The sequence below is a fragment of the Streptomyces sp. NPDC026515 genome, assembly GCF_055567595.1.
On sequence record NZ_JBVHQD010000023.1, the window covers coordinates 80,079 to 97,206 of the forward strand.

Below are 17,128 nucleotides of genomic sequence, written 5' to 3' on the forward strand. Positions count from 1 at the left end.
CCGGGCTCCCACGAACAACACCGGAACCGGCCGCACGCCCCGCAAGTGCCCGGACACGCTTCGAGGGGGCCCGATCCGTCGATCGAACCCCCTCGGTCTACCCCCTCCGGCCAGAACCCCGCGATCCCCCCCGGATCCCCCCCGAGGGTTCTGACACCGGGTACGACCGGCCGCGCGGGGGGATGGTTGTACGGGGGCGGGAGATCTTTCGGAAGCCGGCTACCGGATCACGTGTTCCACGAACCGGTTCGCCGTCTCCGTGAGCACCTCGCGGCCGTCCCGGGCCCACAGGCCGTCGTTGAACAGCTCGACCTCGATGGCGCCGGTGTAGCCGGCCGCCTCCACGTGCCCCCTCCACTCCCGCATGTCGATCGCGCCGTCACCGAGCTGGCCGCGGCCGTTGAGGACGCCTTCGGGCAACGGGGTGGTCCAGTCGGCGAGTTGGAAGGTGTGGATGCGGCCGCCCGCGCCGGCCCGGGCGATCTGCGCGGGTGCCCGGTCGTCCCACCAGACGTGGTACGTGTCCACGGTGACGCCGACCTGGTGGGCGGGGAAGCGCTCGGCGAGGTCCAGGGCCTGGGCGAGGGTGGAGACCACGCAGCGGTCGGCGGCGTACATGGGATGGAGGGGCTCGACGGCCAGCCGGACCCCGTGCCGCTGTGCGTAGGGGCCCAGCTCTCCCAGCGCGTCCGCGATCCGCTCCCGTGCCCCGTGCAGGTCCCGGGAGCCCGCGGGCAGGCCGCCGGATACCAGTACGAGGGTGTCGGTGCCGAGGGCCGCCGCCTCCTCGACCGCCCGCCGGTTGTCGGCGAGGGCCGCCGCCCGCGCTCCCGGGTCGATCGCGGTGAGGAAGCCGCCCCGGCACAGGGTGGTGACGGTCAGGCCCGCCTCGCGGACCAGCTTGGCGGCCGCCTCCACTCCGTACGACCGGACCGGCTCCCGCCACAGGCCGACGGCGGGCACGCCCAGTTCCAGGCAGGCGTCGGCCAGTTCGGGCAGCGACAGCTGCTTCACCGTCATCTGGTTGATCGAGAAGCGGGACAGGTCGCCGGTCACCGGGTCACCCCGTACAGGGCGAGAAGGGTCCTCATCCGGTCCTCGGCCAGCTTCGGGTCGGGGAACAGCCCCAGGCCGTCGGCGAGTTCGTAGGCGCGGGCGAGGTGCGGCAGGGAGCGGGCCGACTGCAGGCCGCCGACCATCGTGAAGTGTGCCTGGTGGCCGGCGAGCCAGGCCAGGAACACCACGCCCGTCTTGTAGAAGCGGGTGGGGGCCTGGAAGAGGTGGCGGGAGAGTTCCACGGTCGGGTCGAGCAGCGCGCGGAAGCCCGCCGTGTCGCCCGTGTCCAGGACCCGTACCGCCTGCGCCGCCAGCGGTCCCAGCGGATCGAAGACGCCGAGCAGGGCGTGGCTGAATCCCTGCTCGTCGCCGGCGATCAGCTCGGGGTAGTTGAAGTCGTCGCCGGTGTAGCAGCGGACGCCCTGCGGCAGCCGTCGCCGGATGTCGATCTCCCGCTGAGCCTCCAGGAGCGACACCTTGACGCCGTCGACCTTGTCGGGGTGGGCGGCGACGACCTCCAGGAACACCTCCGTCGCCGCGTCCAGGTCGGCCGGTCCCCAGTAGCCCGCCAGCGCCGGGTCGAACATCGGGCCCAGCCAGTGCAGCACCACCGGCTCGGCGGCCTGGCGCAGCAGGTGCCCGTAGACGTCCAGGTAGTCCTCGGGGCCGGAGGCGGTGGCGGCGAGCGCCCGGGAGGCCATCAGGACGGCCTGGGCGCCGGACTCCTCGACGAGCGCGAGCTGCTCCTCGTAGGCGGCCCGGATCCCGGCGAGCGTGCCGCCGGTGATCTGGTCGGTGCCGACGCCGCAGGCGATCCGGCCGCCGACCGCCCTCGCCTCGGCGGCGCTGCGGCGGATCAGTTCGGCGGCGCCCGCCCAGTCCAGGCCCATGCCGCGCTGGGCGGTGTCCATCGCCTCGGCGACGCCCAGGCCGTGCGACCACAGGTGGCGGCGGAAGGCGAGGGTGGCGTCCCAGTCGACGGCGGCTGCCGAGTCGGGGGAGGCGTCGGCGAACGGGTCGGCGACGACATGGGCCGCCGAGAAGACCGTACGGGAGGTGAAGGGGGTGCCGTCGGTGACGGCGAGCGGCTCGGTGCGCGGCTCGTAGGTCCGCAGCGCCCCGCCGGCGCCCGGGAGCTGGATGGTCACAGCGCGATCTCCGGTACGTCGATGCGGCGGCCCTGCGCCGAGGACCGCAGGCCGAGCTCGGCGAGCTGTACGCCGCGGGCGCCGGCCAGCAGGTCCCAGTGGTAGGGGGCGTCGGCGTAGACGTGCTTGAGGAAGAGTTCCCACTGGGCCTTGAAACCGTTGTCGAACGCGCCGTTGTCCGGGACCTCCTGCCACTGGTCGCGGAAGACCTCGGTGGCGGGGATGTCCGGGTTCCACACCGGCTTGGGGGTCGCGGAGCGGTGCTGGGCCCGGCAGTCGCGCAGCCCGGCGACCGCCGAGCCCTCGGTGCCGTCGACCTGGAACTCGACGAGTTCGTCGCGGTTGACGCGGACCGCCCAGGAGGAGTTGATCTGGGCGACGGCGCCGCCGTCGAGTTCGAAGATGGCGTAGGCGGCGTCGTCGGCGGTGGCGTCGTAGGGCTTGCCGGTCTCGTCCCAGCGCTGCGGGATGTGGGTGGCGGTCAGGGCCTGGACGGACTTCACCCGGCCGAACAGCTCGTGCAGGACGTACTCCCAGTGCGGGAACATGTCGACGACGATGCCGCCGCCGTCCTGCGCGCGGTAGTTCCAGGACGGGCGCTGCGCCTCCTGCCAGTCGCCCTCGAAGACCCAGTAGCCGAACTCGCCGCGGACCGACAGGATCCGGCCGAAGAAGCCGCCGTCGATGAGCCGCTTCAGCTTCAGCAGGCCGGGCAGGAAGATCTTGTCCTGGACGACGCCGTGCCTGATGCCCCTCGCGTCCGCCAGCCGGGCCAGCTCCAGGGCGCCCTCCAGGCCGGTCGCGGTCGGCTTCTCGGTGTAGATGTGCTTTCCGGCGGCGATGGCCTGCCGGAGTGCCTCCTCGCGGGCCGAGGTGACCTGGGAGTCGAAGTAGATGTCCACGGTCGGGTCGGCGAGCACGGACTCCAGGTCGGTGGAGACGTGTTCCCCGGACAGACCGTGCCGGTCGGCGATGTCGCGCAGCGCGTGCTCCCGGCGCCCGACGAGGACCGGTTCCGGCCACAGCACGGTGCCGTCGCCGAGGTCGAGACCGCCCTGTTCGCGCAACGCGAGGATCGAGCGGACGAGGTGCTGGCGGTAGCCCATGCGCCCGGTCACGCCGTTCATGGCGATACGCACCGTCTTGCGTGTCACGTGATTCCCTTCGTCCGCGTGCGTCCCAGTAACGCAGCAAGCGCTTTCTACATGGTCTGAAGCTAGCCTTTCACCACTGGTCTGTACAAGACCGTGATGGGGTCGAGTTGTTCGAGCGGGCGAACAGCAGGAGTGAATGGCCTTATGGTCTGCACGGCAAGGGGGCTTCCTTTGATCAGGCTGAGTACGACGGCGTACGAAGAGACACGCGACCGGAGGATGACGAGATGACGGTGACCCTGGCGGACGTGGCGGCCCGCGCCCAGGTCTCGCCCGCGACGGTGTCGCGCGTGCTGAACGGCAACTACCCCGTGGCGGCGTCCACCCGGGAGCGGGTGCTGCGGGCGGTGGACGACCTGGACTACGTCCTCAACGGCCCGGCGAGCGCGCTCGCGGCGGCCACCTCCGACCTGGTGGGCATCCTCGTCAACGACATCGCCGACCCGTTCTTCGGGATCATGGCGAGCGCGATCCAGGCGGAGATCGGGGGCCCCGGCGGGCGCGCCGGCGGCGAGCGGCTCGCGGTGGTCTGCAACACCGGCGGGTCGCCGGAGCGGGAACTGACCTATCTGACCCTGCTGCAGCGGCAGCGGGCGGCCGCGGTGATCCTGACCGGCGGGGCCGTGGAGGACGCGCCGCACGCGGCGGCCGTGGCGGCGAAGCTGCGCAAGCTGGCGGACGCGGGGACCCGGGTGGTGCTGTGCGGACGGCCGCCGGCGCCGGACACCGGCGCGGTGGCGCTGACCTTCGACAACCGCGGCGGCGGCAAGCAGCTGACCGAGCACCTCATCGGGCTGGGCCACCGGCACCTCGGCTACATCGCGGGCCCCGAGGAGCGGACGACCACCCGGCACCGCCTGGAGGGCCACCGGGCCGCGCTGGCCGCGGCCGGGATCCAGGAGGACCCGCGCTGGACCGTGCACGGGCGCTACGACCGGCGGGCGGGATACGAGGCGACGCTCGAACTGCTGCGCCGCGACCCGTCGCTGACCGCGGTGGTGGCGGCCAACGACTCGGTGGCGCTGGGCGCGTGCGCGGCACTGCGGGAGTCGGGGCTGCGGATCCCGGCGGACGTGTCGGTGGCCGGCTTCGACGACCTGCCGTTCAGCATCGACGCGGTGCCGTCGCTGACGACGGTACGGCTGCCGCTGGCGGAGGCGGGCGCCCGGGCCGGTCGCATCGCCATGGGCCGCGAGGAGCCCCCGCCGGGCGGCATCGCCACGGTCCGGGGGGAGTTGATGGTACGGGGCTCTTCGGGCGTTCCGCGGGGCTGACCGCGGTGCGGCCCGCGGGCTGCCGCACGGCGGGCCCGTGCCGGGCGGCCGGCCCGGAGCCGGGCGGGCGCCGACCCAGGGGGCGCCGGCCGGACCGTGGGCCCGGGGGGCTCGCGACACCGGTACAAAAGCGTGGTACGAGCAGGCTGATCACCTGGCACCGACCCAGCAGGAACGATTCCTCATGTGGTCGCCGGGGAGGTTTCCCAGACGGCTTCCGGGTCGGTGCGGACCCACCGTCCGGCGGGCGCCGCGGCCACGGATCACCCCCGCCCGGTGCCGGCCCTCCGCACCCCGGGCGGGTACACGCGTGGGTCCGGGTGCCCAAACACCGGACACCCGGACCCATTCCTTCACTGTCAGGGAGTGTCAGTCACCGGCCGCCACCGCCGCCGCCGTGGCCTCCGCCACCGCCGCCGCCGTTGCCTCCGCCGCCGTGGCCTCCGCCACCGTAGCCACCGCCACCGTGACCGCCGCCACCGTAGCCACCGCCACCGTGGCCGCCGTAGCCGCCACCCCAGCCGCCGTAGCCGTTGTCGCCCCAGCCGCCGTGGCCGCCACGGCCGTAGCCGTTGTCGCCCCAGCCGCCGTAGCCGCCGCCACCGTGACCGCCGTAGCCGCCGCCACCGTGACCGCCGTAACCGCCGCCACCATGACCGCCGCCACCGCCGCCGTGGCCTCCGCCACCGCCGCCATGACCTCCGCCGCCACCGCCGTTGTCCTGGAAGGAAACAACGTGGTCAGGCGCCGATGCGTGGGTAGCCGCGCTGGCGATGCCGGCACCTGCGCCGAGCGCAAGGATCGGTGCCGAGATCGCAGCGATGGCGACCCTCTTGATACGTGTGCTGTGCGCGCGCATGATCGCCCCTCTCCGAGGGTGTGGTTGTGTTACGACGGCCCGCTTGAGGGCCGACTTGCGTGCACTCCAGAGCCTGCGCGCAGCTCTAAGCGCGTCCGCCGCCCTTGATGCCGGTTCTCCGCACCGCCCGGGCTCTTCGGCGGACCACGTCATATCCGATTGAAACGGACATTAGTGACGTTCGTGTATAAACCTACGACGCGGGGGTGACGAAGTCAAAAGCAGGAACGAGCCCAGACAAGGAAGAACAAGTGAAGCCCGCGGGACCGCCGTTCGGTCCGATGCCTTCCGGCCGGCGGGGCGGCGGGCTAGCCTCGGAAACGCGGCATCTCTGACTCAGTCAACCATCGGGGTCCAGCCATGACCGTCCAGGACATCCGCGCCTTCAACCGCTTCTACACCAACCTCATCGGCGCCCTCGACTACGGCCGCCACCTCTACGCCCCGTACACCCTCACCGAGGCCCGCGTGCTGTACGAGCTCGCGCACTCCGCCGACACCGACGCGGCCGACCTGCGGGCCGATCTCGCACTGGACGCCGGGTACTTGAGCCGGATCCTCAACAGGTTCGAGGAGGCCGGCCTGATCGAGCGCGCACCCTCCGAGAAGGACCCGAGGCGGCGGCGGGTGTCGCTCACCGCGGGCGGCCGGTCCGCCGCGGAGCTGCTCGACGAGCGTGCCCGTGACTCGGTCGGCTCACTGCTGGGCGCCGTCGACCCCGGTGCGCGGCCACGGCTCGCCGAGGCCATGCGCACCATCCGTACGATCCTCGGCGACGCGCACACCCCCGAGGCCGTCGGCGAGGTCGTGCTGCGCGAGCCGCACCCCGGCGACCTGGGCTGGATCGTGCAGCGCAACGCCGCCCTCTACGCGGCCGAGTACGGCTGGAACGCCGACTACGAGGGCCTGGTGGCCCGGATCGTCGCCGACTACGCCGAGGACCACGACCCGCACCTGGAGCGGGTCTGGATCGCCGAACGGGCCGGGCGGCCCATGGGGTGCGTGATGTGCGTACGGGACGACGCCCCGGGCACCGCACGGCTGCGGCTGCTGCTCGTCGAACCGGAGGCGCGGGGGCTCGGCATCGGGGACCGGCTGGTCACCGCCGTGATCGAGTTCGCGCGCGGGGTCGGCTACCGCGACCTGGTGCTGTGGACCAACGACGTCCTCTCCGCCGCCCGCCGCCTCTACCGGCGGCACGGCTTCGTCCTCAGCGCCGAGAAACCGCACCGCTCCTTCGGCAAGGACCTGGTCGGACAGGACTGGCGACTGGACCTGCACAGAACCGGCAGGTGAGAAGTAGGTTGGTAGGCATGAGGTTCGCCTTCTCCACCCTCGGAGTCCCCGGGCTGCCGGTGCCGGACGTGCTGGCGCTCGCCACCGCCCACGGCTATCACGGCGTCGAGCTGCGCGCCCATCCGGAGGAGCCGGTGCATCCCGGCCTCGGCCCGGCCGCCCGGGCCGACGTGGCCGCCGAGTTCAAGGCGGCCGGCGTGGAGGTCCTGGGCGTCGCCGGGTACGTGCGTGTCGCGGCCCCCGGCGAGGACGCCCCGGTCCTCGACGAGACGCGCCAACTCCTCCAGCTCGCCCATGACTTGGGCGCTCCCTTCGTGCGCGTCTTCCCCGGTGCCGACCCGGCGCTGCCCGCCGCCGAGTCCGACGCGATCGCCGCCCGGCGGCTCGGCACGGTCGCCGAGGACGCCGCCGCGCTCGGGGTCCGGGTCCTGCTGGAGACGCACGACTCGCACCCCACCGGCGCCGCCGCGATCCGTGTCCTCGGCCCGGTCGGCCACCGCATGGTCGGATCCCTCTGGGACGTCATGCACACCTGGCTGGGCGGCGAGCAGCCCGCCGAGACCTACGCGGCCCTGGCCCCGCACCTCGGCTATGTCCAGGTCAAGGACATCGCCTCGGCCGAGGACACCGCCCCGCTGCCGCTCGGGGCAGGGGTCCTGCCGCTCTCCGACTGCGTGGAGGTGCTCTCCCGGCACAACTGGGACGGCTGGCTGTGCTGGGAGTACGAGAAGCGCTGGCACGAGACGGCGCCCCCGCTGCCCGACCTGCTCACGGCGGGCCGCGACCACCTGGCACGCCTGCTCAACGACTCGGCGTGAGGGCCCCTCTCCCGGGGAGACCGGGGCCCGGGACGGCGTGATCGGAACGACGGTCTCCGGTAGCCGCCGGGCGGCACGACGAAGGTGTCCCCCTCCCGCGCCACCCCCGCCTCGAACGACCGCGTCATCGCGATCGTGATCTCCATGCAGGGCGCCGAGACCGGGTCGGTCACCCGGATCCGCGAGCCCCTGCGGGTGAGCGGCCCGTCGCGCAGGGCGCGGGTGAACGGGGCGAGGGGGGCGAGGGGGCCGCGGCGCAGCTGCTCGGAGGCGTCGAAGCGGTGGCTGCCGTTGACGCCCGCGGCCGGCGCGGGCAGGAAGCGGGCGGTGGTGGTCCCGTCCCGGCAGTGGACCTCGGCCTCGAGCGGCGCCGGGCCCTGCGGGCGGCCGTCCACCTGCCAGGTGTCCGTGGTGCGGCCGACACGGTGGCCGAGCCCGGTGAGGCCCTCGGCGAAACCCTCGGTGCCGTCGCAGCGGAGGGGACGCACGAGGGTGGTGACTCCGTCGGCGGCGGCGAGGAAGAGGGCACGGGCGGTCACGGACTTGGAACCGGGGATGCCGACGAGGGGCATGCCCTCGTGATCGCGCGGCCCGGGTTCCGGCCGGAGCGGCTTGCACAGGGTGGCGCCCCCGGAAGCTCTTGCGCCCCTCGGTCCCCGGCTTCCTGGACGCGGGAACCCCGCTCCCTCCCCGTCCGTCCTCCGCGCAGGCTGTCGGAGGAGTCTCCGTGACGCGGTGGCGGCACTCGCTGCTGGCCGCGATCGCCGACCTACCCCCTCCGCCGCACCACGGCCGCCGGCCCGCCGCCATCGACGCGCCCCTCCCCTGCGCCGATGGCGGCCCCTTCGCGGCCGAGGCCTGCCCGGCGCGTCAACCCGAGGACGCGCGGGGGTGGCACGCACCCCTGCCGCCGAACGGGTGCCGTTCCTGCCCTTCACGCTGACGCGCCGGGCGGGCCCTGTGCATTCCCTTGACGGAAAGAAACTTCCCGAATATTGGTGTGCCTACGGAAGTTTCCTTCAGCCGGTTCCCCCACCGGAAGGAGCGCACGTGCCCTCCAGACGCAGCGTCCTCGCCGCGACCGCGGGCGTCACCGCGGGCCTGACCGTCGGCAACAGCGCGTACGGCTTCGGCTCCGGCGGCAAGAACGCCGACCGACCGAGCGCCGACGACAAGAAGCTCCGCTCCCTCATCTCCCGTATGACGCTTGAGGAGAAGGTCGGCCAGCTGTTCGTGATGCGGGTCTACGGCCACTCCGCCACCGCTCCCGACCAGACCGACATCGATGCCAACCTCCAGGAGATCGGCGTCCGCACGGCCGCCGAGCTGGTCGCCCGGTACCGGGTCGGCGGGATCATCTACTTCACCTGGGCGCACAACACCCGGGACCCGCGGCAGATCGCCGAGCTGTCGAACGGCATCCAGAAGGCCTCCCTGGACCAGCCGCGCGGCCTCCCCGTGCTCATCGCCACCGACCAGGAGCACGGCGCCGTCTGCCGGATCGGCACGCCCGCGGCTCTCTTCCCGGGCGCGATGGCCGTCGGAGCCGGCGGCTCGCGCGCCGACGCCCGTACCCTCGGCCGGATCTCCGGTGCGGAGCTGCGGGCGATGGGCGTCCGCCAGGACTACTCCCCCGACGCCGACGTCAACGTGAACCCGGCCAACCCCATCATCGGCGTACGGTCGTTCGGGGCCGATCCGGACGCGGTCGGCGCGCTGGTCGCCGCCGAGGCGCAGGGGTACCAGGACGCCGGGGTCGCGGCCACCGCCAAGCACTTCCCGGGCCACGGCGACACCGCCGTGGACAGCCACACCGGGTTCCCGGTCATCACGCACAGCCGGGAACTGTGGGAGAAGCTGGACGCGGTCCCCTTCCGGGCGGCGGTGCGGGCGGGCATCGACTCGATCATGACCGCACACATCCAGTTCCCCGCACTGGACGACTCCGGAGACCCGGCGACCCTCTCGCACCCGATCCTCACCGGCATCCTCCGCGGCGAACTCGGCTACGACGGCGTCGTGGTGACCGACTCGCTGGGCATGGAGGGGGTGCGCACCAAGTACGGCGACGACCGGGTGCCGGTGCTCGCCCTGCGGGCGGGTGTCGACCAGCTCCTCAACCCGCCCACCCTGGAGGTGGCCTGGAACGCGGTCCTGAAGGCCGTACAGGACGGGGAGCTGACCGAGGCGCGGCTCGACGAGTCGATCCTGCGGATCCTGCGGCTCAAGTCCCGGCTGGGGCTGCTCGACCGGCCGTACGTCAACACCAAGGACGTCGACCGGGTGGTGGGCGCGGCCCGGCACCTGGCCGCCGCCGACCGGATCGCCGAGCGGACCACCACCCTGCTGGTCAACGAGGGCGGGCTGCTCCCGCTGTCGCGCCGCACGCACGGCAGGGTGCTGGTGGTGGGCGCCGACCCGGCCTCCCCGTCCGGCACCACGGGTCCGCCCACCGGCGTGCTCGCCGCCGCCCTCACCGAACTCGGCTTCGGCGCGACCGTGTTGGCCACCGGCACGGCACCCTCCGCGGCGACGATCGACGAGGCGGTCGCGGCGGCCCAGGCCGTGGACGCGGTGGTCGTGGGGACGTACAACGTGACGGCGGGCAGCCAACAGCAGCGACTGGTGCAGCAGTTGGTCGCGACCGGCCGGCCGGTTGTGGCGGTGGCCGTGCGCAATCCGTACGACGTCGCCCAACTGACCGGCGTGCGGGCGTGTCTGGCGTCCTACTCCTGGACGGACGTCGAACTGCGGGCCGCGGCCCGGGTGATCGCCGGACGGGTGGCACCCCGCGGCAAGCTGCCGGTGCCGGTACAGCGGGCCGACGATCCGACGCAGATGCTGTATCCGATCGGGCACGGGCTGACGTATTAGACGTACGTATCGGATCGGGCGTAATGCCCCCAACGGGTGGAAAGCATCCCGTACGGCCGGCGTGGGCTTTGATCACGGGCCACGCCGGCAGGGGGGTCGGAATGAGGAACGGACGTTTCGCGGGGGTGCTGGTGACGGTCGCCGTCGTCCTGTCGTCGGCCGGGTGCCTGCCGTCCTCGTCCGGGGGACCGGCGGGCGGCGCGCGGCCGGCGGCGAGTACGACGCCGCCGGGGTACGGCGCGCGGTTCCTCGCGGCCGGGGAGTGCAGTTCGTTCGGGACCGCCGGCTCCACCGAGGTGCCCTGCACCGGCGAACGGGCGGTGGCCCGGGTGCTCACCCGGTACGACGGACCGATCGCCGCCGGGCCTGCCTGCCCGGCCACCACCGACTTCGTGCTGCACATCGGCGCCCAGCGCACGGGCGGCGACGGTGCCGGTGCGATCCCGCGGGGCTACGCCTGCATGCGCAACCTGGAGCCGCCGCACCCCGGCGACCCCGGCCGGGGCGGCGGACCGCGCACGGTCGTCGGCGACTGCGTCTACGGCTCGGGCCACGGCCAGGTCCGGGAGACGGCCTGCGACGGCTCGGGGAGGCGGAAGCCGCGGTACGAGGTCGTGCGGGCGGTGACCGTGCGGGCCGCGTGCCCGGCCTCGACGGCCCTGTACGTCCAGCTCGGCGGCGAACGCCCGGTGGGCTGCGCCCGCCGCCTGTGAACGGTCCGGCGCGGAGTCAGGGCCGCAGGGCGGGTTCGCGCTCCACGTCACGGACGTCCAGCTTCGCGTCGTACGTCGCGAGCGGCTTCGCCGCCGTGACGGTGGCGGGCGGCAGCCCCGCCCAGTCCAGGATGCGGGCGGTGGCCAGGGACTTCTGGTCGGCGACCAGGCCGGCGACGTTGGCGCCGTGGTTGAGACCGGGCGCGGTGAAGACGTACGAGTCCTTCGCACCCCTGCCGACACGGAAGCGCTCCGCTCCCCACGGGTCGTTCTGGCCGTACACGAAGAGCATGTGGCGGGCGTGGTGCCGCACCCAGGTGTCGACGTCGCGCATGGCGTGCGGCTGGAAGCGCATCGGGATCGAGCGCGGCACGAAGTTGCGGGGCGGCTGGTAGCCGTACCGGATGTACTTCTTCCCGATGTACGGGAACTCGATGGTGGGCGCGCCGAGTTGGGTGCCCGCCTGGTAGTAGTACGGGGTGTACGGCTGCAGGCCCTGGTCGGTGTAGGCGGAGAAGCCGGAGATCGTGTCGACGGAGTTCCAGATCTCGTCGTCGGTCGCCCTCGCCGCGTCCGCCGGGACCGTGCCGCAGTCGGAGAGCAGGCTGTACTGCCAGAAGCCCCAGACGTAGTCGAGGACGACGGCCTCGTAGGCGCGGTCCAGGCCGCCGATGGTGCCGAAGGTGTAGCCGTTCTCGGCGGCGAAGGCCGCGTACTTCCTCTCCAGCGGCTCGCGGCGCACCAGCGCCTCGCGCTGCACCGCGTCCAGCCGGTCGCGGCACTCCTTGGTGCCGACGTTCGCGAAGAAGCGGTCGTAGGCCGAGTCCTCGCCGTTGACGACGTCGTTCGGGGCGACGTAGGCGACCACGCCGTCCATGTCCCGCGGGTAGAAGCGCTCGTAGTACGTGGCGGTCATGCCGCCCTTCGAACCGCCCGTGGAGATCCAGTTCCTGGGGTAGACCTTCTTCAGCGCCTCGAAGATGCGGTGCTGGTCACTGGCCGCCTGCCAGATGTCCAGCTTGGTCCAGTCGGCCGGGTCGGGACGGGACGGGGTGAAGAAGCGGTACTCCATGGAGACCTGGTTGCCGTCGACGATCTGGGTCGGCTCGCGGCGGCTCGGGGTCGTGGAGACGTTGTAGCCGCCGGTGTAGAAGACCGTCGGCCGGCTGACGTCCTTGTGCAGGACGGTGATCCGCTGCTGGAAGGTGCCGCGGTCCGGGTGGCGGTGGTCGACCGGCTGCGTGTAGTTCAGGACGAAGTAGCGGTAGCCGGTGTACGGCTTCTCCTCGATGAGGCTCATGCCCGGTATCGCCAGCAGCCGGTCCTTGATGTCGGTGGCCTCCGGCTGGGCGGCGGCGGCCACCCCGGCCGTACTCAGCGTGCCTATGAGCACCGTGAGCGCCAGCAGCCATCTGAGCGCCTTGCGCATGCGCACTCCCCTGGGAATCCGTGTGACAGATGTGCGCCGGAAGCTATCGGAGCAACTGCCTTCACACCAGGGGGTGTTGAGTGGGCGCGGGGGTGTTCAGCACAGAATCCAGCCGGAACTCACCGAGCTCCGGCCGACCGCGCCCCTGACCCAGACGCACCGGTGCCCGGCGTGCACGGTCACCGGGCCCGCGTGGTACCTGTACTTGCCCTTGTCGACGACCGGGCGATTGCCGCGGGCCTGGACGCTGACGGACATCACGCGCTTGCCGCCGGAGGTCCTGGGGAGCGTGATCGCGCAGACGTAGCCGCCCTGCCGGTAGACGTGCACGGTGCCGGTGGCGAAGGACAGCGTCCGCACCTGGCGTCCGGCGCAGTCGGCCGCCGCCACGGCCTGGGCCTGGGCCGGTGCCACCAGGGCGAGCACCCCGGAGGCGGCCAGCACGGCCGCACCGAGCGCCAGCCGCCGCCGTATCGCACCACTGTTCACAGTCGTCCCCTCCCGTACCGCAGCTGTGCACCCACCATGTCCGTACTGATGTACGGACGCACGACATATGTCGGATGGTTGCACGGCCGTCAGGGACCCCACGAGACGCCCTGGATCACCTCAGGTCAGGGCGCCGGCGGCTCAGCTGGTCACGGCGACGGGTTCCTCCGGTTCCTCGGACCGGCCGATGAAGGTGCGCCACAGTTCGGCGTAGCGGCCGCCGCGGGCGAGGAGTTCGTCGTGGGTGCCGTCCTCGGCGACCCGGCCGTGGTCCATGACCACCACCCGGTCGGCGCGGGCGGCCGTGGTCAGCCGGTGGGCCACCACGAGGGTGGTACGACGGCCCGCCAGCCGGTCCGTCGCCAGGTTGACCTGGGCCTCCGTCGCCAGGTCCAGGGCCGCGGTGGCCTCGTCGAGGAGCAGCACGTCGGGGTCGACGAGTTCCGCGCGGGCCAGCGCGATCAGCTGGCGCTGCCCCGCCGAGAGGTTGCGGCCGCGCTCGGCCACCTCGTGCAGGTAGCCGCCTTCGAGGGTGGCGATCATCTCGTGGGCGCCGACCGCGCGGGCCGCCGCCTCCACTTCGGCGTCCGTGGCGGCCGGGCGGCCGTAGGCGATGGCGTCCCGGACGGTTCCCTGGAAGAGGTACGCCTCCTGCGGGACGACCCCCAGGCGGTGACGGTAGGAGGTGAGGTCCAGGGTGCGCAGATCCGTGCCGTCGACCGTCACCCGGCCGCCCGTCGGGTCGTAGAACCGCGCGACCAGTTTGACGAGGGTCGACTTGCCGGCGCCGGTCTCGCCGACGAAGGCGACCGTCTGCCCGGCGGGGATGGTCAGGTCGACGCCGCCGAGGGCCGCGTCGCCGTCGTCGGCGGTCCCGTACGCGAAGTGCACGTCCTCGAAGGCGATCTCGCCCCGGAGTCCGGGCACCTCGCGCGGCTGGTCCGCCGCCCGGGTCGAGGTCTGCTCGCGGAGCAGTTCCTGGATGCGGCCCAGCGAGACGGTGGCCTGCTGGTAGCCGTCGAAGACCTGGGAGAGCTGCTGGACGGGCGCGAAGAACAGGTCGATGTAGAGGAGGTAGGCGACCAGCGCGCCGGTGGTGAGCGTGGCCGCCTCCACCCGGTGGGCGCCCGCCATCAGCACGCTCGCCGCGGCCACCGACGACAGCAGCTGCACGAACGGGAAGTAGACCGATATCAGCCACTGACCGCGGATGCGGGCCTGGCGGTAGCTCTCGCTGCGCTCGGTGAAGCGGCGGCCGCTGTCCCCCTCGCGCCGGAAGGCCTGCACGATCCTGAGACCCGACACCGACTCCTGGAGGTCGGCGTTGACCACCGACACCCGCTCACGGGCGAGTTCGTAGGCCTTCACGCTGGCCCGGCGGAAGAAGAAGGTGGCGACGATCAGCGGCGGCAGGGTGGCGAAGACGACCAGCGCGAGCTGTACGTCGATCACCAGCAGGACGACCATGATGCCGAAGAAGGTGACGACCGAGACGAAGGCGGTGACCAGACCCGTCTGCAGGAAGGTGGACAGCGCGTCCACGTCCGTCGTCATCCGCGTCATGATCCGGCCGGTCAGCTCCCGCTCGTAGTAGTCGAGTCCGAGCCGCTGGAGCTGGGCGAAGATCTTCAGCCGGAGCGAGTAGAGGACGCGTTCACCGGTCCGGCCGGTCATCCGGGTCTCGCCGATCTGGGCGGCCCACTGGGCCAGCACCGCGAACAGTCCCAGCAGCGAGGCAGCCCAGACCGCGCCGAGCGCCATCTTGGTGACGCCCTGGTCGATGCCGTGCCGGATCAGCACCGGCAGCAGCAGGCCCATGCCCGCGTCCACGGCCACCAGGGCGAGGCTGACCAGCAGGGGGCGGCCGAAGCCGCGCAGCAGCCGGCGCAGGCCGTAGGAGTCCTCGGGGCGCACCGCCCGCGCCTCGTCGATGTCGGGGGTGTCGGTGGCCGGGGGCAGCGCGTCGACCTCGGCGAGGAGTTCGGGGGTGGCGGGGGTGCCGGCGAGGGCGAGGTCCCTGGGCGTACGGTCACCGGTCCACAGGCGCGGGGTCACGCCTCGCTCGGCGTCGAACTCCGCGTCCAGTTCGTCCCGCACGGTCGTGTCCTCGGCCGGGACGGCGGGCAGGGCGTGGCCCGGGGAGACACCGCCCAGTTCGTCGGGGTCGGTGAGCAGCCGGCGGTAGAGCGCGGACCGTTCCTGCAGCTCCTCGTGGGTGCCGATGTCGGCGAGCCGGCCGCCGTCGAGGACGGCGATGCGGTCGGCGAGGTTGAGGGTGGAGCGGCGGTGCGCGATGAGGAGGGTCGTCCGGCCGCGCATCACGTCTCTGAGCGCCTCGTGGATCTCGTGCTCCACGCGGGCGTCGACGGCCGAGGTGGCGTCGTCCAGGACGAGCAGCCGGGGGTCGGTGAGCAGGGCGCGGGCGAGCGCGACGCGCTGGCGCTGGCCGCCGGACAGGGTCAGGCCCTGCTCGCCGACCTTGGTGTCGTAGCCCTCGGGCAGCTCGGCGATGAATCGGTCCGCCTGGGCGGCCCGGGCGGCTTCCAGGATCTCCTCGTCACTCGCGTCGGGGTGGCCGTAGGCGATGTTCGCGCGGACCGTGTCGGAGAACAGGAAGGAGTCCTCCGGGACCAGGCCGATGGCCGCCCGCAGCGAGTCGAAGGTCAGCTCGCGGACGTCGTGGCCGCCGACCAGGACGGCGCCGTGGGTGACGTCGTAGAAGCGCGGCAGGAGCAGGGAGACCGTGGACTTGCCGGAACCGGAGGAGCCGACGACCGCGAGGGTCTCGCCCGGCCGGATCTCGAAGCTCAGCCCCTTCAGGACCGGGCTGGTCCCACCGTGGGCCCGCTCGTATCCGAAGAACACGTCGTCGAACTCGACGGTCGCGGGCGCGTCGGCCGGCAGGGTCTTCGTGCCCTCTTCCATCGTCGGCTCGGTGTCGATCAGCTCCAGCACGCGTTCGGTGCCCGCGCGGGCCTGCTGACCGACGGTGAGGACCACGGCGAGCATCCGGACCGGGCCGACCAGCTGGGCCAGGTACGAGGAGAAGGCGACGAAGGTGCCGAGGGTGATGTGGCCGCGGACGGCAAGCCAGCCGCCGAGCGCCAGCATGGCGACCTGGCCGAGGGCCGGGACGGACTGCAGGGCCGGGGTGAACCTGCTGTTCAGCCGTATGGTGCGCAGCCGTCCGGCGAACAGCCTCCGCCCCACCTCGCGGAGCTTTCCGGTCTCCTGCTCCTCCTGCCCGAAGCCCTTGACCACCCGGACGCCGCTCACGGCACCGTCGACCACGCCGGCGACGGCGGCGGCCTGGGCCTGGGCGTACCAGGTGGCGGGGTGGAGCTTGCTGCGGCTGCGCTTGGCGATCCAGTACAGGGCCGGGGCGACGGCGAGGGCGACCAGGGTCAGCGGCGGCGACAGCCAGGCCATGATCCCGAGGGAGATCAGGAAGAGGAGAACGTTGCCGATGGTCATCGGCAGCATGAAGAGCAGGCCCTGGATCAGCTGGAGGTCGCTGGTGGCCCGCCCGACCACCTGGCCGGTGGACAGCTCGTCCTGCCGCCGTCCGTCGAGCCGGGTGATGGTGCCGTACATCTCGGTCCGCAGGTCGTGCTGGACGTCCAGGGCGAGCCGGCCGCCGTAGTAGCGGCGGACGTAGGTGGACACGTAGACGAGCACCGCCGCGCCGACCAGCGCGCCGGCCCAGGGGCCCATGGCCCGGCTGTGATCGCCGATCACGTCGTCGATGATCACCTTGGTGATCAGCGGTACGACGGCCAGCACGGCCATACCGGCCAGTGAGGACCCGAGCGCGAGCACGACGTCCTGGGGATGCCGCCAGGCATACCCCGCCAGCCTGCGCGCCCAGCCCTGCCGCTCCCCCTGTTGCGCTGCCACGCGGTTCCTCCCGTTCGCCCTGTTCTTCCGCAGCCCACAACGCGGACGGAAGCGGATTTCATCCCTCCGCAACAATCCTCGGGCGATGGTCGCAGTGCCGCTCGGTCCGTGGACCTGGGCC

General features: G+C 72.7%; 12 protein-coding genes and 1 pseudogene. 5 read left to right on the forward strand and 8 right to left on the reverse strand.

All coding sequences use genetic code 11. From position 1 onward, the window contains the following. Positions 1–219: 219 nt before the first annotated feature. From ACZ4O3_RS36340 to ACZ4O3_RS36350, 3 genes are read right to left on the reverse strand one after another with little or no spacing between them, the layout of a single operon-like run. Positions 220–1,020 carry a sugar phosphate isomerase/epimerase family protein gene (locus ACZ4O3_RS36340; protein ID WP_362725835.1) on the reverse strand — a complete coding sequence of 267 codons (801 nt, stop codon included), beginning with the start codon at positions 1,018–1,020 and terminating at the stop codon, positions 220–222. 32 nt (positions 1,021–1,052) lie between these two features. Beyond that, a complete protein-coding gene (locus tag ACZ4O3_RS36345; RefSeq protein ID WP_467726440.1) occupies positions 1,053–2,204 on the reverse strand; it encodes a dihydrodipicolinate synthase family protein in 1,152 nt (383 codons plus the stop codon). Next, positions 2,201–3,358 (reverse strand): Gfo/Idh/MocA family protein, encoded by a 1,158-nt coding sequence (locus ACZ4O3_RS36350; protein WP_467726442.1) that lies wholly within the window; start codon positions 3,356–3,358, stop codon positions 2,201–2,203. Before ACZ4O3_RS36350 ends, ACZ4O3_RS36345 begins: the two co-directional genes overlap by 4 nt. A gap of 227 nt (positions 3,359–3,585) precedes the next feature. On the opposite strand from ACZ4O3_RS36350, the gene ACZ4O3_RS36355 reads away from it, so the two are divergent. Then, positions 3,586–4,632, forward strand: a complete 1,047-nt coding sequence (locus tag ACZ4O3_RS36355) for a LacI family DNA-binding transcriptional regulator (protein ID WP_467726443.1) — start codon at positions 3,586–3,588, stop codon at positions 4,630–4,632. A 373-nt stretch (positions 4,633–5,005) separates the two neighbouring features. Here the strand turns inward: ACZ4O3_RS36355 and ACZ4O3_RS36360 are convergent, their stop codons facing one another. Further along, on the reverse strand, positions 5,006–5,491 hold the full coding sequence (locus ACZ4O3_RS36360) for a hypothetical protein (RefSeq protein ID WP_467726445.1): 486 nt from the start codon (positions 5,489–5,491) through the stop codon (positions 5,006–5,008). A gap of 360 nt (positions 5,492–5,851) precedes the next feature. Here ACZ4O3_RS36360 and ACZ4O3_RS36365 point away from each other — a divergent pair, with 360 nt between their 5' ends. Then, positions 5,852–6,787 carry a bifunctional helix-turn-helix transcriptional regulator/GNAT family N-acetyltransferase gene (locus ACZ4O3_RS36365; protein WP_362729557.1) on the forward strand — a complete coding sequence of 312 codons (936 nt, stop codon included), beginning with the start codon at positions 5,852–5,854 and terminating at the stop codon, positions 6,785–6,787. Positions 6,788–6,804: 17 nt separating this feature from the next. After that, on the forward strand, positions 6,805–7,605 hold the full coding sequence (locus ACZ4O3_RS36370; protein ID WP_362729555.1) for a sugar phosphate isomerase/epimerase family protein: 801 nt from the start codon (positions 6,805–6,807) through the stop codon (positions 7,603–7,605). Between the two features lie 44 nt (positions 7,606–7,649). Here ACZ4O3_RS36370 and ACZ4O3_RS36375 read toward each other — a convergent pair. Continuing rightward, a pseudogene (locus tag ACZ4O3_RS36375) lies at positions 7,650–8,177 on the reverse strand (3-phosphoshikimate 1-carboxyvinyltransferase); the annotation flags it as partial. A gap of 478 nt (positions 8,178–8,655) precedes the next feature. On the opposite strand from ACZ4O3_RS36375, the gene ACZ4O3_RS36380 reads away from it, so the two are divergent. Together ACZ4O3_RS36380 and ACZ4O3_RS36385 are read left to right on the forward strand one after the other, a co-directional pair. After that, positions 8,656–10,479, forward strand: a complete 1,824-nt coding sequence (locus tag ACZ4O3_RS36380; RefSeq protein ID WP_467726447.1) for a glycoside hydrolase family 3 protein — start codon at positions 8,656–8,658, stop codon at positions 10,477–10,479. 101 nt (positions 10,480–10,580) lie between these two features. Further along, positions 10,581–11,192, forward strand: coding sequence for a hypothetical protein (locus ACZ4O3_RS36385; RefSeq protein WP_467726449.1), 612 nt, complete (start codon positions 10,581–10,583; stop codon positions 11,190–11,192). A 16-nt stretch (positions 11,193–11,208) separates the two neighbouring features. Here ACZ4O3_RS36385 and ACZ4O3_RS36390 read toward each other — a convergent pair whose 3' ends face one another. From ACZ4O3_RS36390 to ACZ4O3_RS36400, 3 genes are all read right to left on the reverse strand, one after another. Continuing rightward, positions 11,209–12,621 (reverse strand): S28 family serine protease, encoded by a 1,413-nt coding sequence (locus tag ACZ4O3_RS36390; RefSeq protein ID WP_467726451.1) that lies wholly within the window; start codon positions 12,619–12,621, stop codon positions 11,209–11,211. Positions 12,622–12,717: 96 nt separating this feature from the next. Next, positions 12,718–13,110 carry a hypothetical protein gene (locus ACZ4O3_RS36395; protein WP_362724768.1) on the reverse strand — a complete coding sequence of 131 codons (393 nt, stop codon included), beginning with the start codon at positions 13,108–13,110 and terminating at the stop codon, positions 12,718–12,720. A gap of 141 nt (positions 13,111–13,251) precedes the next feature. Then, positions 13,252–17,007 (reverse strand): ABC transporter ATP-binding protein, encoded by a 3,756-nt coding sequence (locus ACZ4O3_RS36400; protein ID WP_467726452.1) that lies wholly within the window; start codon positions 17,005–17,007, stop codon positions 13,252–13,254. Between the last annotated feature and the right edge of the window lie 121 nt (positions 17,008–17,128).

Coding starts and splice junctions, on each gene's coding strand:
- ACZ4O3_RS36340 (WP_362725835.1), bottom strand. CDS start 1,020: ATGACGGTGAAGCAGCTGTCGCTGCCCGAACTGGCCGACGCCTGCCTG.
- ACZ4O3_RS36355 (WP_467726443.1), top strand. CDS start 3,586: ATGACGGTGACCCTGGCGGACGTGGCGGCCCGCGCCCAGGTCTCGCCC.
- ACZ4O3_RS36360 (WP_467726445.1), bottom strand. CDS start 5,491: ATGCGCGCGCACAGCACACGTATCAAGAGGGTCGCCATCGCTGCGATC.
- ACZ4O3_RS36365 (WP_362729557.1), top strand. CDS start 5,852: ATGACCGTCCAGGACATCCGCGCCTTCAACCGCTTCTACACCAACCTC.
- ACZ4O3_RS36370 (WP_362729555.1), top strand. CDS start 6,805: ATGAGGTTCGCCTTCTCCACCCTCGGAGTCCCCGGGCTGCCGGTGCCG.
- ACZ4O3_RS36385 (WP_467726449.1), top strand. CDS start 10,581: ATGAGGAACGGACGTTTCGCGGGGGTGCTGGTGACGGTCGCCGTCGTC.
- ACZ4O3_RS36390 (WP_467726451.1), bottom strand. CDS start 12,621: ATGCGCAAGGCGCTCAGATGGCTGCTGGCGCTCACGGTGCTCATAGGC.